The following is a 14512-nucleotide window of genomic DNA, read 5'->3' on the forward strand; positions in this document are numbered from 1 at the left end:
ACTTCGCGTCTCACTTGACGCCTCAACCTGCAACGTTTACGTTTGTCATCCTAACGGAAAGGACGGCCAACGGTGACCGCAACCCTCAATAACGGCCCCACGCGCGAGGAGTACTCAGACCGGCTGCTCAAAGGTTCCGTGCGCCGGTCTTACCAGCCGATGGTCGACCTGGATTGGGACGCACCGTTAGATCCCGACAAGTACTACCTGCCACCCAAGGTTGTCTCGCTGTACGGCACCGACGTGTGGAACAACATGTCGCGAGCCGAGCAGATCGAACTGTCGCGGCACGAGATGGTGAACCTGCTCTCGACGGGAATCTGGTTCGAGAACATGCTCAACCAGGGCCTGTTGCGGGTGATGATGCACGCCAACCCCATCAGCCACGAGACCCTCTACTCGCTCGCCGAAATCGGCGACGAGACCCGGCACATGACGATGTTCGCCAAGGCTATCGAGAAGACCGGCTTGCCGGCATACCGGATGCCGTGGCACCAGCGGGCGATGGCCAACCTTCTGCCACTGGCACTCAAAGGCCCGGTGCTGTGGGTGGCCGCTCTGATCGGCGAAGAGATCTTCGATGCCTTGCAGCGCGAGATCATGGACGACCCCGAGCTGCAGCCACTTGTGCAGCGGCTCATGCGTATTCATGTCACGGAGGAAGCTCGGCACATTCAGTTCGCGCGTGATGGCATCCGGCAACGTCTGGACCGAACTCCCAAGCGCGTCAAGGTACTGCTGCGGCTCACCAACGGCCTGGGCGGGCCCATCTTCCGCTACCTGCTGACCAACAAGAAGATGTACGAGGCTGTCGGGCTTCCCGGCAGGCAGACCATGCGGGTGGCCCGCAGCAACCCGGCATTCCAGGAGGCCTCACGGACCGGCTTCGCCCCGCTGTACAAGTTCCTTGACGAGACGGGCCTAATGGGCCCGCTCTCCCGGCGCATGTGGCGCAGAACGGGTTTCGTCGCGTGAGTGAGCACGGCAGGAACGACACGGAAGATGATGACGTCTTCGACGGCATGGCCGTAGTCACCACGGGCGATTTCACCGTCGAGTCCCGGGTGCGGCTGATCGGGTTCTTCAACCCGCTGGACGGCAAGTTCCACTGGCAGGGAACGATTTACGCCAAGCCGGAGGGCGGGGAGCTCAAAGGCGGCACCCAGGTCACGATCGCCGTGGGCGAGACCAGCGCGCCGGGTCGGATCACCGAACAGACCCCATGGGGCCACTTTTCGGTGGCAGGTGTCGGCGCACCGCCGTACCCGCTACCCGAGATCGAGCTGGACGTCGCCAACTGACTTATCGGCGCGCAGACCACGCCAGCTGGAATGCTTGAGAATCCCACCGGGCGTGCGATCGCCGTAGCGGACCTCGCCAACCAGCACCGGCTCGACGAACTGCACATCCTTGGCCTCGACCGCGGAAAGCGGTGCACTAAAAGGCGATTCATCGCGGTGCAGCGGTTCTAGTTGCGCCTTGAGCGACGCCAAGTCTTTCTCGGTGAACCCGGTACCCACCCGTCCTGCATAACGTAATCCACTCCCGTCCGGTATCCCCATCAGCAGAGCGCCTATTCCGCTGCTGCGCCCACCCTTGCCCTTACGCCAACCGCCGATGACGACCTCCTGGCTGCTCCAGTTCTTCGCCTTGATCCAGGACTGAGTGCGCCCCGGAACGTAGGTGGAATCCAGCCTCTTGGCGACAACACCCTCCCATCCCTGGTCATGCGAATGCGCCAGAGCAGCCGCGCCATTGCCGTTAAGTTGTTCCGGCACAGTCATCGCCTCGGTGCCGGCGCCAAGCACCTCAAGCAATCGGCGCCGGTCACGATACTTGGTGCTCAGCAATGATTTTCCGTCCAGATACAGCAGATCGAAGGCCCAGAAATCCGTCTCGGCAGCGGCTGTCCGGTTTTGCAGCAGCGAGAAACTCGGCAGCCCCGTCGAATCCAGCACCACTACCTCACCGTCGAGAATCACGCGGTGATCGGCCAACTCGTGGGCGAGCCGCCGCAAGGCCGGGAACTCCGCGGTGACGTCGCGCCCGCTGCGTGCCAAGGCCTTGAGCTGGCCGTGGTCGCATTCCAGGATGAGGCGGTAACCATCCCATTTGCCTTCGAAGGCCCACTCATCGGCCGCCAGTCCCGCGACCGATCCGGTAGCCGGCAGCATCGGCGCGAGGTCGGCCGGCATCCGGTGCTTGTCTACCGGGGAGCGCTGATCCTTCATTCGGTGCGCCAGCCACTGCTTGCCACCGGTTCGAATCAGCGCGTAACGGCCCGAGATTCGCTTGCCGTGCAGGGTGACAATGACCTCTCCTTTGGACCCGCCGCCGGGCCCGGAATCGTCACGTGGATCGATGAACTTCTCGGTGTCGTAAGTGCCCGAGTCCCAGATGGTCACCTCCCCCGCGCCGTACTCTCCCTTGGGAATCGTGCCCTCGAAGGTTCCGTACTCCAGCGGGTGATCCTCGGTGTGCACCGCGAGATGGTTGATCGAGGGTTCCATGGGCAGATTCTTGGGAACCGCCCACGAGACCAGCACACCGTCGCGCTCCAGCCGGAAGTCGTAATGCAGCGCGGTGGCGTGATGCTCCTGGATGACAAATGAACTGTCGTGGCCTGCCTGCGGTTCGATGGCAGGTACGGGTTCAGGGGTACGCGCGGGATCGCGCATGCTGCGATACGTGGACAATCTGTCCTCGATGACCTCTACATCGTCAAGACCTGCCAGCAGGTCGCCGTCACGTTGAGCGCGCGCCAGCACTTCGTCAAACCGCAGCTGACGCAGCTCCGGATCTTCCAACTCCTCCCAGGTACGCGGTGCGGCAACGGTCGGCGCCTCGCGGCCGCGCAAGGAATACGGGGCAACCGTCGTCTTGGAACCGCTGTTCTGACTCCAGTCCACGAACACCTTGCCCGCACGTAGTTCCCGGGCCATCGTCGCGGTCACCAGATCCGGCATCGACTGCTCCAGCTGGACCGCGACCTTTTTGGCGACGGTGACCGCACCGGATGAGCTGACCGGCTGCGCCAGTGGCACATACAGGTGAAGGCCCTTGCTACCACTGGTCAATGGGAAGGTAGTCAGACCGATATCGTCGAGTACATCGCGCACCGCACGAGCCACCTTCGCCAACTGTGGCAGATCCACGCCCTCGCCCGGATCCAGATCAAACACCAATCGTGTTGCTGGGCCTGGATTTTCGCCAGCGAAACGCCACTGTGGCACATGCACCTCCAGTGCCGCCTGCTGAGCTATCCAGGCCAGCCCCACCGAGGTGTCGATCAACGGGTAGGTGACGTAGCGGGATTTGTGCTCGATGCGCCGCCGCGGAAGCCAATCGGGGGCCGACGACGCGAGGTCCTTCTCAAAGAAGGACGGCCGTCCAACTCCATTAGGCCACCGCTTGCGGGTGACCGGGCGCCCGGCGATGTGCGGCAGCATGAAGGGTGCAATGGCGGTGTAGTAGCTGAAAACATCCGCCTTGGTGGTGGCCGGAGTGGTTCCGGCATCCGGGTACAGCACCTTTTCCGCATTGGAAAGGCGCACAGAAGGTCCCGAAGTTGGCTGCGTGGGCCATACTTGGGATATGCGTTCCATCTGGAAGGGCTCCCTCGCCTTCGGGCTGGTGAACGTCCCTGTCAAGGTATACAGCGCGACCGAGGACCACGACCTCAAGTTCCATCAGGTCCACAACAAGGACAACGGCCGAATCCGTTACAAACGCACCTGCGAAGAGTGCGGTGAGATCGTCGAGTTCCGGGATATCAACAAGGCCTACGAGGCCGAGGACGGGCGCACCGTCGTCATCACCGATGAGGATCTGGCAAGCCTGCCCGCCGAGTCCAGCCGCGAGATCGAGGTGCTGGAGTTCATTCCCGCCGCCGAACTCGACCCGCTGCTGTACGACAAGAGCTACTACCTGGAGCCGGACAGCAAGTCGTCGAAATCGTATGTGCTGCTGGCCCAGACACTCGCGCAGACCGATCGGGTGGCGATCGTGCATTTCGCGCTGCGGAATAAGACACGGCTCGCGGCATTGCGGGTCAAGGACTTCGGCGAGCGTCAGGTGATGATCATCCACACCCTGCTGTGGCCTGACGAAATTCGTGAACCCGACTTCCCGGTGTTGGACCAGGAAGTGAAGATCAAACCGGCCGAACTGTCGATGGCAGGGCAGGTGGTCGAGTCGATGGCCGACGATTTCGATCCGAGCCGATACAACGACACGTACCAATCGCAGCTGCTGGAGATGGTCGAGGCCAAGCTCGAAGGCGGCGAGGCGTTCACCAAGGAAGAGGCGCCCACCGAGCTCGACACCACCGATGTCTCCGACCTGCTGGCCAAGCTCGAGGCCAGCGTCAAGAAACGTCAGGCGGAGAAGGCCAGCACCAACTAGTCACCGGAGCCGCCCGTGGGTGGCCTCGCCGCAGCACATAGTTTCGGGTACTCTAACTTTTCTATTCGGGGTACTTGAAATCAGGAGGCGCGGGTGCTGGAGCGGCAGAAGCAAGCGCGACCGGTGCGCGGGTTCTCCCTACTCGGACCCGCCTTCGTCGCAGCCATCGCCTATGTCGACCCCGGAAACGTCGCCTCGAATGTCAGTGCCGGCGCCAAGTACGGCTTCCTGCTGGTGTGGGTGATCGTCACCGCCAACGTGATGGCCGGGCTGGTGCAGTACCTCTCGGCGAAGCTCGGCCTCGTCACCGGGCAGTCGCTACCGGAGGCCGTTGGCGATCGCATGTCGCGGCCCACCCGACTTGTGTTCTGGATACAAGCCGAATTGGTGGCCATGGCAACGGATTTGGCTGAGGTTGTGGGCGGGGCCATCGCGCTGTATCTGCTGTTCGACCTGCCGCTGCTCATCGGTGGTGTTATCACCGGAATCGTCTCGATGGTGCTGCTTGCCGTACAGGACCGCCGCGGACAACGCTCTTTCGAATACGTGATCTCCGCGCTGTTGGCCATCATCGCGATCGGATTCCTCGCCAGCGTCGTGGTGGAACCGCCCCCACTGGCCGAGGCGGCGGCGGGACTGATCCCACGCTTCCAGGGCGCCGAAAGCCTGATGCTGGCGACAGCCATGCTGGGCGCCACGGTCATGCCGCACGCCGTGTACCTGCACTCCGGCCTGGCCCGGGATCGGCACGGTCATCCCGAAGAGGGCGAGCCGCGCCGCCGACTGCTTCGTATTACCCGTTGGGACGTGAGCCTGGCGATGCTGTTCGCCGGCGCCGTCAATATGGCAATGCTGCTGGTGGCGGCCACGAATTTGCAGGGGCGCGAGGGCGTCGACACCATCGAAGGTGCGCATGCCGCCGTCCGTGACAGCCTTGGCCCCACCGTGGCCCTGCTGTTCGCCATCGGCCTGCTGGCATCCGGGCTCGCATCGTCTTCGGTCGGCGCCTATGCCGGCGCGATGATCATGCAAGGACTACTGCGCCGGTCCTTTCCCATCGTGGCGCGGCGGCTCGTCACACTGATACCGGCGCTGGCAATCCTGGCGATCGGTATCGACCCCACCCGAGCACTCGTGGTGTCGCAGGTGGTGCTGTCCTTCGGCATCCCCTTCGCCCTCGTACCCCTCATCCGGCTGACCAGCGACCGCGGGCTGATGGGCGCCAATGTCAACCATCGCGTGACGACAACGCTCGGCTGGATCATCGCCGCGCTCATCACGCTGCTGAACGCGATGCTGATCTTCCTTACCCTTGCGAACTAGTTTCGCCTGGGAGTAGGCTGTGAGCTATGAAACGAATCCTGTCTTCAGCCAGTCGATTTGGGCTGGCAATTGGAGTCGTTGCTAGTGGTTTGTTCGTTGGCGGTATCGCCTCCGCAACCGCGGCAAAGGCCGATCCAGACATTTGCGGCTCGGTAGATACCTACCCGCGGGTGACCGTATGCGCGGACGGCAACTGGGACCGTGGCTGGGATCGCGGATGGCGCGGCGGACATGGCAACGGTTGGGGTAAGGGCCACTGGAAGCACGGCGACTGGGACTGAGTCAGCACCGCTGACCTGACCCACCACGCGCCCGGACGAACGCCGGGCGTAGTCAAGAGCGCACTCTGCTCGCTCACTGGACCCACCACCGGCGCGAAACGCCCCGTCCGTCCAGGTGTTCCTGCGGCGCGCTAGATGGGACCGCTACTGGAGTAGCCATCTCCCGAACGCGGCCCGAATCGACGCGCATAGTCCTCGTGGATCCACGCGTCTTTTTGACGCTTGAGCACATCAACCAGGCCAGGATCCAGATCGTGTTGCACCAGCCGGTGACGGCGCCACACCTTGTTGAGTGCGTGCGCCATGATCAGCACCCATACATAGATGGGCACTGTCATCTCCATATGGACATACAGCGAGGCGGGCAGCAGCCAGAACGGCGCGAGGATGAACAGCGGCGGAATCGCGCACCGCAGGATGTGCCGCCGCACCGCACCCTTGCCCGCCAGATCATTGGCGACCCAGTCCTTCATCGAATCAGGCAGACGTCGCCCGTAGCAGTAGGCGATGTACTGGAGAACATTCGGATGATCGGCCATAACTAGATTGTAGACTAATAGTTAGTGCACTAACTAATGGTTAGGATAGTGAGAATGACCGCAGTCTCACCCGATCTAGACCCGCTGGCACTGGAAAGACAGGTGTGCTTCGCACTGGCCGTCACCAATCGCGCGGTGCTCGCGGTGTACCGGCCGCTACTCGCCCCCCTCGGGATCACGCACCCGCAGTATCTGGTGATGTTGGCACTCTGGGACCACGCCAAGAGTGCCGCGGACGAAGCACCGGAGGCCTTGTCCGTCAAGCAGATCGCCACACTGCTGCAAACGGATTCGGCGACCATCTCCCCCATGCTCAAGCGACTCGAGGCACTGGGGCTCATCACCCGTCCGCGCAGCGTCACCGATGAGCGCACCACACACGTCACCCTCACCAAACAGGGTGCCGCGCTACGCCGAAAGGCGCTCAAGGTCCCCCCGGCCGTGGTCGAACGCCTGGGCGTCGACCTCGCCGAACTTGAGCACCTGCACGCGGTGCTGACCAGGATCAATAGCGCCGCACTGGCCGCCGGAGCCTTTGACACCGAGTAGTCCGCGGACCGCCGTGTGGCGTCCGCCACACACCCCTGTACACCGATGGGTTGGCGTGCTGCAATCAGAGGTAGACCGATCGATATACCAGGAGATCATCATGTGGACCGACACAACGATGCTCATCGCGATAACGCTCGTCACCATCGCCATGCTCTGGACGGCGAGCGGGGAGAACTCGATGAACTACTACCAACGCGATACCCAGAAAGGCATGTGGCAACGCTAGTTTGCGCACGCAGTGGGCGTCTGTTTGTCTGACGTCATGACCAAGGACGAAGCCGCCGAACTGATCACCGCCCGCCGCATCGAGAAGAACCTCACCTGGCAGCAGATCGCGGAAGCGATTGACTCACCGCTGATTTGGACTATTGCCGCGCTATTGGGCCAGCATCCCGTGCCCGAAGCAAAGGCCGCCAAGGTGGCCGAGCTTCTCGACCTGGAGCCGCCGGTGACCACCGCACTGCGCGCTCAGCCATATCGCGGCACGCTGGATGGCGGCGCACCGTCCGACCCGACGATCTACCGGCTCTACGAGGCGCTGAGCGTCTACGGCCCGGCGATCAAGGAAGCCATCCACGAAGAGTTCGGCGACGGCATCATGAGCGCCATCAACTTCAAGGTCGACATCGCGCGCCGTCCTCATCCGGACGGCGACCGGGTGGTTCTGACCTTTGACGGGAAGTTTCTCGACTACCGGTGGTGATCGCTCACAGCAGGCTGCGAATATTGCGGCCCGTAATGGCACCCCATTTGGTGTCGAGCGCGTTCATGAGCAGCTGCCAGTAGGGCGCCCACAGCGTGCGTTGCGCCATGGCCGGGGGCATCGTCTTGTAGGTGGCAGCCTGCTGGGTCCACCGCCACGCCAATCCTCTGGCCACATCGTCGATGCACCAGTAGATCAGCTCGTTCGGGTTGGTCGTGGTCTTCCACACGAAACCCGTTTTCGGGTCACGCGTGTGGTACCAGAACTGTGCGCCGTCGAGCACGTATTGCGGAGCGGTATTCGAGTGTCGCTCGCTCTTGGCCAGCTCGGTCGGCACCGGTACTTCGGAGATCGCGACTTCCCCAGCGAGACGGCCGAGCACCGCGATACGAACATCGAGCTGCTCGCGGATCCACTCCGAGCTCCCCGGGCTCCCCGGCTCGGGCACTGCCGCCACCGGACCGGCCGGCGGCGCGGACTCGTCCGCTGTCCCGTGGGCTGCCTGCTCGGCCGGTGCCTCTCCGTCGACATCGACGATCGCCCCACCCGCCCAATCCACCTTGGCAGGGTTGAGCACTCCGTCTTCTTCCAGCGACAAATCGACCACATAGGCGATATCGACGAGGACGTCACGGGCGCCGGGCGCCAGGGAAACTCCTGGCCGGCGGGGCCCCAGCAGCGCGACATGCACCATGAAGAACTCACCGTCGTCGTCCCGGTCGCAGTACTCACGCTCGTACCGAGCGGCATCGGAGGTGTCGAACCGGTGCTTGACCGGTGGTTCCAGGAGCACGCTGCAGAACTGAACCGGGTGGTTGGCATCTCCGTCCAACATGCCGAGTTCTGTTGCGGTGATCGGCAGTTCAGCGGCCAGGCTCGGCGCAGCATCGTCCGCCGCCGCGCGGATGGTGAACGTGCGTGCGTCGGGTGGCCAATCGTCTGGCTCCGGCGCGGCCCCCTCGTGACCGGTGGAATCAACCGTCATGTTCTTAACCGTATGGCAATCGTGTACTTCGGGCGACGATGGTGCACCCAGACCTGTTATTTTTACGACAGACCGTCCCCGCTGGGGGGAGCAATTCGGACGTCAAGGAGACCCATCGTGAAGATCAATGTGCCCATCATCGCCGCCGTGGCGGCCGCCGCGGCGGCGGCCGGACTGGCCCTGATGCCGACCGCCGGAGCCGACACCACGCTCGGACAGCAAGGGCGCCTCACCAATGGCGACGTCGTCCAGGCGTGGACCATCAGCGACCTCAAGGTTAGTACCGACCAGCTGCCCTACCAAGCCAAGGGCACGCTGTGGGAGGCCACCGCCACGGACGAGGCCATCCAGGGCAGCGTCATCCCGATCGTCGCCAACTTCAACGCGAAGGCCAAGGACGGCGAGACCTACCGCGTGCTGTACGGCGTGCCCACCGAGCAGGGCGTGAACCCGGGGACCCTGTCGCAGGGTGAGAAGACCAGCGGCAAGATCTACTTCGATGTGACCGGTTCCGCCCCTGAGACGGTGACCTACACCTCCGGTGACGAGGATCTGCTCACCTGGAAGGCCGCTCCCCCCGCTGCCGCACCGCGTTCGGGTGGTTCGAGCCAGTCGCACGGCACCAGTCCCGCACCGGCCACCAGCGCCGCACCCACCACCTCCCCGGCGCCTGCCGCTGCTCCCGCGGGAAGCCAGGGCACTCCGCTGCCCGCCGGCAGCCAGGGCACCCCGGTAGACGAGCAGCAGCCCGCGACTACTCCGACCCCGACGGTCGCACCCGTGACCGCAACCCCCGGGCCGGCACCTGCCAGCCCGGCTCCCGGCGCTGAGGGCACGCCGCTGAACAACACCGCGGTGCCTGCTTCCCCGGCTCCGGCGACGCCTGCACCTGCATCACCCGCGCCTGCGGCTCCCGGTGCCGAGGGCGGCGCCCCGCAGACCGCTACCCCGCCGGTGGCGGCGGTTCCCGCCGTTCCGGCCTCCGACAGCACCCCGCACGGCCAGCGCGCGGCCGGCAGCCAGGGCACGCCCGTTGTTGCCGCCGAAGGCTGAGTAGAGGGCCAAGAACCGTTTCGGCATTAACCGCCGGCCGCCTCGCGCGGCCGGCGGTTTTTGTTATGAGTGCGAAGACCACCAGGCGTACAGCTGATCGAGAGTCGGACCGGTCGCGCCCGAACGCGTCTCGCTGAGTAAAAGCCTCTCCTCATCGGTCCAGCCGACCACCGGGTGCCCCTGGTTACTGCCGCAGAAGACCGTGCCGCTCACCTGATCCGGGGTGGCATTGCGACGCCATGGCCCTGGCGACTGGATCCGGCCCGGACACACCACCACCGCGTTCCGTTTCGTCAGACGACCCAACCCGGCCGCAAGCGCGGACTTGTCCTTCACCAGCGAGTAGCTGGCCTCCACTGGCCCATCTGGATCGTCACTGCGACCGCACTTGACTTGTGCCACCGCCTCATTCGCCGGTTCGACGGCCTTGCACGCCGACAACCCGTATCCGGCCGGCAGCATGGAGAGCAACCGTGTCTCCGCATCGGAGTCCCTGCTGGACACCGTTGTCGTTGGGGCCGCACTCGGTTCGACCGGCGCGTCATCACCGCCGCTGCCCGCGACCACCGCGATCACACCACCGATAACAACAACCACAGCCGCCAGCACCGCGCCACCAATCATCAACGGCCGCTTACTTCTCGCGGTCCGCTTGTCCTCCCACGACGAGAAATCGACCGGAGTCGCCGACTTGATGGGTCCCGACGCTGCAGGTGGCGCCGCGCCGAAGGCCTCGTGAGCCGGCCACTGCATGTACTGATTGCCCGGTTCCACAGCGGGCGGGTGCGGTTCCGCAAATGCCGGCTGCGCGATGAACGGAGGCTGGCCAAACTCCTGTTCCGGCGCGAACGGACCGGGTTCGGACATCCCGGGAAGCGCATTGAGGACCGGCAGCGGCGCGGTGTCCGCGGCGTCAGACGAGTCCTCAGCCTCCGGTGAGCCCGCTCCGATATCCCTATCCATCCACTACCCCCAACGTCCAGTCATTACGTCCCCGACCATGGCCAATGCACAAAGATTACTTGGCCTCGTCGATCACTCGCGGCGGATATCGCCAGTCACTAACGGACCGCCTTACTCGGCTCCGGCACCAACGCCCGCGCGATAGGCAGGATGTACTGACGGGCGTACCGCTCAGCATCTTCCCTGGTGGCGAGCTCCCGCCGGGGGCTGGGCGCGAGGATGAGCGAATGTGTCAGGCGCACAAATACTTCCGCGACGCCGTAGGAGTCGTCGACAAGATCGCCGGCACTTCGGCTCACATGGCCGGCCAGGTATGTGGTTGCCATATCCAGGGCTGGGCCAGCACCGCTTGTCATAACCGGCAGCACCGACTCTGGATCGGTTTCCACCGCCCGCTGCATCAGCGGATGGGCGCGCACATACCAATAGATGCCGGTGAAACCCGCCACGAGCTTGTCTTCGGGACTTTCCAAGGCGGCGATCTCGCGGTCTATGGCGGAAAACATCGTCTGCGCCTCCCGCATAAGGACGGCAAGCACAAGCTCGGTCTTGTTCGACCAGCGGCGATACACCGTCATATGCGATACACCCGCGCGCCTCGCGATCTCGTCGACCGTGGCACGGCGGATGCCGAAGCTGAGCATGGTCTGCAGCGCGGCCTCGAGGATGCGCTCGCCGGTCGGATCCGGATCTGCAGACACACCTCAGTCTCTCACGCTCAAGTCCTTCCCAACCCGATGTTGCAATGTTAGTCTTCAGCTCAGTTTCTAACACCGACGGAGGATGCAATGACGCATGTGCTGCCGCGCGACTTCACACACCACGGCGAATCGGATGGGGATCCCCACGAGGACGGCCTGGCCTTCCTTCGCACGAACGGGGTACGTCCGCGCGTTATGGACACATTCCGCAAGCACCTGGGTAGCCCCCTGGTTGGCGTCTTCGGCGGGGTGTTGTTCGACGAGGTGGCGCTGATGCCGGTGGCGGCATCCGTCGACCGCACAGGACGGTTCCGTGAAAACTTCACCGACCGCGGCATCCGGAGCGGGCTGAGCGCGCTGTCACTGTTGTCCGGTAACCGGCAGCAGCGAGCCGACACCGCGCAGTGGCTCAAGGAGCAGCATCGGGAGGTGCGTGGCACCGGAGTTGGCGAGTACGAGGGGATTCGTTACAGCGCATTGGATCCCGAGCTATGGATATGGATCGCCGCCAGTGCGATGAACGCCACGATGGAGTCCTTCCCCTACTGCACTGGTTATACGATGACTCACGCGGAGCAGGAGGCCGCGTATCAATATCAACGACACCTGTTCAGAGACCTCGAACTGCCCAGTGCCAAGGGAAAATTCCCGGAGACATACGCCGCCTTTGTCGAGTATTACGACGACATGGTGGAAAACAGGTTGCAGTCCAACGGCTTTCTCCGCGAGCAGTTCGCCGGTTTGATGCGACTGCCGCTGCCCACGCTGCTGCTCCCCGCCGCCCTGCGCCCCGTCCTGTCACCGATCTGGCGCGCGATTCGCCCGATCGCGGGCCGGATGGTTCAGGTGTGCTCGGCCAAGGCAATGCACCCTGAGATACGCGCGATGATCGGGTTCGAACTCAAACGCCGTCACAATGTCGAGTTCGCGTTGTACACCCGGTTGCTACAAACGATATGGCGGGTGACACCCGACCGGCTGCTAGTAGAACCCATGCTGTACAACAATATTCGCATCGACACGGCGCGCTCCCGGCTCGACGGTTCGCGTACCGCACAACGCAGGTACGAGAAGCTTGAGCGGTCACTGACACGACGGAACGAGCAGCTCGCTGCCTTCTATCACAGTCATCGTCTCGACAGCTTCGCTCCCGATGAGAGGCCCACTGGCACCTGCCCGTTCGGGTGAGTGCCGGAAGCTACGGCGGCACATCCGCGGCACCGGCCGGTCTCGACCGGCGTGTTGGGGACCATCGGGAATGCTGGCCGCTTAGGCCCGGCGATGACCGTAGATCGGGTTAAAGGGATTTCAGCCGTGACTCCAGTACTGTCGCCCGCCCGCCACGCGAGCATCCCGTTGGACACTTGCGCGGGGCCGGAATAGGCGATGATCACGGCTCATCACGATAGTTTGAGCAAGCGTTCGGCGTTAAGGTGCGCGATTTTTTCGCGATCACGTGACGTAAGCGGCAATCCATCAAAGAACGTTCGGGCCTCGGTGTTGTCCGAATATGGGAAATCGACGGAAAACAGCACCCGGTCGACACCGACTGCCTCAACTGCCGCCACGAACGGCGCATAGTCCCAAAATCCGCTCATCGTTACATGAAAATTGGACTTGAATGTCTCAGTGATTGACCGGTTCAGTGTCAGCAATCTACCCATAGCCCATTCAGCCCGCCAGATCATGGACGGCAATGCCTCACCCATGTGCCCGATGATCATCTGCAACCCAGGGAATCGGTCGAAGACGCCTCGCACGATCAGCCGCAGCACGTGCAGACCGTTGTCGACGTGCCAGCCCCACGCTGCGGTGCTCAATGACCGGCTTACTATTTCTGAGAATCCGGAGTAGCAGGCGTCATACACTGCTTTCGACGGAGGCGCCGGGTGCAAATATATCGGCACGCCCAATGACTCGGCTTGCTCAAAGACCGGCCAGAATACTTCGTCATCGAGATAGCGCCCGTCGATACCGCCATTTATCATCGCACCGACAAAACCCAAATCGGTCACCGTTCGATGGAGCTCGGCCGCAGCAGCCTTGGGGTTGCGCATCGGTAGATGCGCGAACCCCGCAAACCGCTCCGGATAGGCTCTGATCGCCATGGCTGCCGCGTCGTTCGACGCCTTGGCCAACTGAACGGCCGTTCGGATATCCAGCTCTTCAGTACCCGGGTATGTCTGTGACAGCACTTGCATATCGATGCCCGCGATGTCCATCGCAGCGACTCGACGCTCACCCAAGTCCCGCAGAATCGGCTTCGGCGCAAAACGTGCTTCCGGCGTTCCCGCCATCGCAGGTTTCAGCAAAGGGTGGTCTTTATTGATCTTCTCCAGCACGGGCGTGCTGAAATGCTCTTCCAGTCCGATTATTCTCATGACTTTTCTTTCTCAGCAGGCTCTATTCGAGCGTGTTTTCGGGCGGATACGCCACCGCGTCACGGAGCTTCCTGGTCGGCGTTGCCAGCCAGGGGAACTCGCACCCACTGAAGTTCGAATTTCCACTGGTGAGGTGCGCGCTCGCATAGCCCTTCCGGCGGGTCGGGTACCACCGGTGCATCGGTGCTTCCGGACGCGATGATCACCACCCGGTCGTCGGCGGAACAGTAGGTCCGAAAGGTGCAGCCGGGATCGTCGGCGGCCAGGTCCGCGACGGCGGTGTCGGTCACCCATCCGAGCAGCTCGTCGAGGTGACCCGCGGCGGCGACCGCCTCCCACATCGTGGTCCGGTACGTGCTCATGATTGCCGCCGGAGCGGCGGCACCGTGGGCGATTCCGTCGCGTTATCCATGTCTGCGCGGGATAGGCGGAACACTTCGGGATAGAACTCCCGATCGGTACGCCGCTTGGGTTCGGTTGACCGCCAGCTGAACAGGCATGTGCCGCACTGGTAGACCTCCCATACGCCGGGGACGGGTGAGACGGCGAGGACCGTCGCGGTGCCGTCCTCGCAACGTGGGCAGGGCCGCGTATCGCTATCTGTAGTCATGAAAGTTCCTCCTAGTG

The 14512-nt window shown here is 63.5% G+C and carries 18 protein-coding genes; 10 read left to right on the top strand and 8 right to left on the bottom strand.

Going from position 1 to position 14512, the window contains the following annotated elements:
* The first annotated feature begins 72 nt into the window (after positions 1-72).
* The gene (locus AC5Y5C_RS20765; RefSeq protein WP_499975919.1) at positions 73-975 is read left to right on the top strand and encodes an AurF N-oxygenase family protein; all 903 of its coding nucleotides are present in this window, start codon (positions 73-75) and stop codon (positions 973-975) included.
* Positions 972-1301: a DUF4873 domain-containing protein gene (locus tag AC5Y5C_RS20770; protein ID WP_499975920.1), complete on the top strand. Its 330-nt coding sequence runs from the start codon at positions 972-974 to the stop codon at positions 1299-1301. Before AC5Y5C_RS20765 ends, AC5Y5C_RS20770 begins: the two co-directional genes overlap by 4 nt.
* Here AC5Y5C_RS20770 and AC5Y5C_RS20775 read toward each other — a convergent pair.
* Positions 1269-3605, bottom strand: a complete 2337-nt coding sequence (locus AC5Y5C_RS20775) for an ATP-dependent DNA ligase (protein ID WP_499975922.1) — start codon at positions 3603-3605, stop codon at positions 1269-1271. The two genes, AC5Y5C_RS20770 and AC5Y5C_RS20775, sit on opposite strands and share 33 nt — an antisense overlap.
* On the opposite strand from AC5Y5C_RS20775, the gene ku reads away from it, so the two are divergent.
* The 3 genes from ku to AC5Y5C_RS20790 all read left to right on the top strand — a co-directional run bounded on the left by ku (position 3595) and on the right by AC5Y5C_RS20790 (position 6008).
* A complete protein-coding gene (gene ku / locus AC5Y5C_RS20780; protein WP_499975924.1) occupies positions 3595-4404 on the top strand; it encodes a non-homologous end joining protein Ku in 810 nt (269 codons plus the stop codon). The two genes, AC5Y5C_RS20775 and ku, sit on opposite strands and share 11 nt — an antisense overlap.
* A gap of 93 nt (positions 4405-4497) precedes the next feature.
* Positions 4498-5727, top strand: coding sequence for an Nramp family divalent metal transporter (locus tag AC5Y5C_RS20785; RefSeq protein WP_499975926.1), 1230 nt, complete (start codon positions 4498-4500; stop codon positions 5725-5727).
* Positions 5728-5816: 89 nt separating this feature from the next.
* Positions 5817-6008 (top strand): hypothetical protein, encoded by a 192-nt coding sequence (locus AC5Y5C_RS20790; RefSeq protein ID WP_499976117.1) that lies wholly within the window; start codon positions 5817-5819, stop codon positions 6006-6008.
* 131 nt (positions 6009-6139) lie between these two features.
* Here the strand turns inward: AC5Y5C_RS20790 and AC5Y5C_RS20795 are convergent, their stop codons facing one another.
* Positions 6140-6547: a DUF5313 domain-containing protein gene (locus AC5Y5C_RS20795; RefSeq protein ID WP_499975928.1), complete on the bottom strand. Its 408-nt coding sequence runs from the start codon at positions 6545-6547 to the stop codon at positions 6140-6142.
* Positions 6548-6601: 54 nt separating this feature from the next.
* Here AC5Y5C_RS20795 and AC5Y5C_RS20800 point away from each other — a divergent pair, with 54 nt between their 5' ends.
* The 3 genes from AC5Y5C_RS20800 to cynS all read left to right on the top strand — a co-directional run bounded on the left by AC5Y5C_RS20800 (position 6602) and on the right by cynS (position 7802).
* Positions 6602-7096 (top strand): MarR family winged helix-turn-helix transcriptional regulator, encoded by a 495-nt coding sequence (locus AC5Y5C_RS20800; RefSeq protein WP_499975930.1) that lies wholly within the window; start codon positions 6602-6604, stop codon positions 7094-7096.
* Between the two features lie 100 nt (positions 7097-7196).
* Positions 7197-7325: a hypothetical protein gene (locus AC5Y5C_RS20805; protein WP_499975932.1), complete on the top strand. Its 129-nt coding sequence runs from the start codon at positions 7197-7199 to the stop codon at positions 7323-7325.
* Positions 7326-7361: 36 nt separating this feature from the next.
* Positions 7362-7802 carry a cyanase gene (cynS, locus tag AC5Y5C_RS20810; protein WP_499975935.1) on the top strand — a complete coding sequence of 147 codons (441 nt, stop codon included), beginning with the start codon at positions 7362-7364 and terminating at the stop codon, positions 7800-7802.
* A 4-nt stretch (positions 7803-7806) separates the two neighbouring features.
* Here the strand turns inward: cynS and AC5Y5C_RS20815 are convergent, their stop codons facing one another.
* The gene (locus AC5Y5C_RS20815) at positions 7807-8787 is read right to left on the bottom strand and encodes a hypothetical protein (protein ID WP_499975937.1); all 981 of its coding nucleotides are present in this window, start codon (positions 8785-8787) and stop codon (positions 7807-7809) included.
* A 117-nt stretch (positions 8788-8904) separates the two neighbouring features.
* On the opposite strand from AC5Y5C_RS20815, the gene AC5Y5C_RS20820 reads away from it, so the two are divergent.
* A complete protein-coding gene (locus AC5Y5C_RS20820) occupies positions 8905-9840 on the top strand; it encodes an MPT63 family protein (protein ID WP_499975939.1) in 936 nt (311 codons plus the stop codon).
* A gap of 63 nt (positions 9841-9903) precedes the next feature.
* Here the strand turns inward: AC5Y5C_RS20820 and AC5Y5C_RS20825 are convergent, their stop codons facing one another.
* Positions 9904-10803: a hypothetical protein gene (locus AC5Y5C_RS20825; protein ID WP_499975941.1), complete on the bottom strand. Its 900-nt coding sequence runs from the start codon at positions 10801-10803 to the stop codon at positions 9904-9906.
* A 98-nt stretch (positions 10804-10901) separates the two neighbouring features.
* Positions 10902-11504: a TetR/AcrR family transcriptional regulator gene (locus AC5Y5C_RS20830; protein WP_499975943.1), complete on the bottom strand. Its 603-nt coding sequence runs from the start codon at positions 11502-11504 to the stop codon at positions 10902-10904.
* A gap of 87 nt (positions 11505-11591) precedes the next feature.
* Here AC5Y5C_RS20830 and AC5Y5C_RS20835 point away from each other — a divergent pair, with 87 nt between their 5' ends.
* Positions 11592-12692, top strand: a complete 1101-nt coding sequence (locus AC5Y5C_RS20835; RefSeq protein ID WP_499975945.1) for an oxygenase MpaB family protein — start codon at positions 11592-11594, stop codon at positions 12690-12692.
* Positions 12693-12904: 212 nt separating this feature from the next.
* On the opposite strand, the gene AC5Y5C_RS20840 is transcribed toward AC5Y5C_RS20835, so the two are convergent.
* The 3 genes from AC5Y5C_RS20840 to AC5Y5C_RS20850 are packed head-to-tail and all read right to left on the bottom strand — an operon-like array spanning position 12905 to position 14495.
* Positions 12905-13885 (bottom strand): amidohydrolase family protein, encoded by a 981-nt coding sequence (locus AC5Y5C_RS20840; protein WP_499975946.1) that lies wholly within the window; start codon positions 13883-13885, stop codon positions 12905-12907.
* Positions 13886-13944: 59 nt separating this feature from the next.
* The gene (locus AC5Y5C_RS20845; RefSeq protein WP_499975948.1) at positions 13945-14247 is read right to left on the bottom strand and encodes a hypothetical protein; all 303 of its coding nucleotides are present in this window, start codon (positions 14245-14247) and stop codon (positions 13945-13947) included.
* Positions 14244-14495: a non-oxidative hydroxyarylic acid decarboxylases subunit D gene (locus AC5Y5C_RS20850; protein ID WP_499975949.1), complete on the bottom strand. Its 252-nt coding sequence runs from the start codon at positions 14493-14495 to the stop codon at positions 14244-14246. The genes AC5Y5C_RS20845 and AC5Y5C_RS20850 overlap by 4 nt, the downstream gene beginning before the upstream one ends.
* Positions 14496-14512: the final 17 nt, after the last annotated feature.

Source organism: Mycobacterium sp. NGS15 (genome assembly GCF_059813245.1).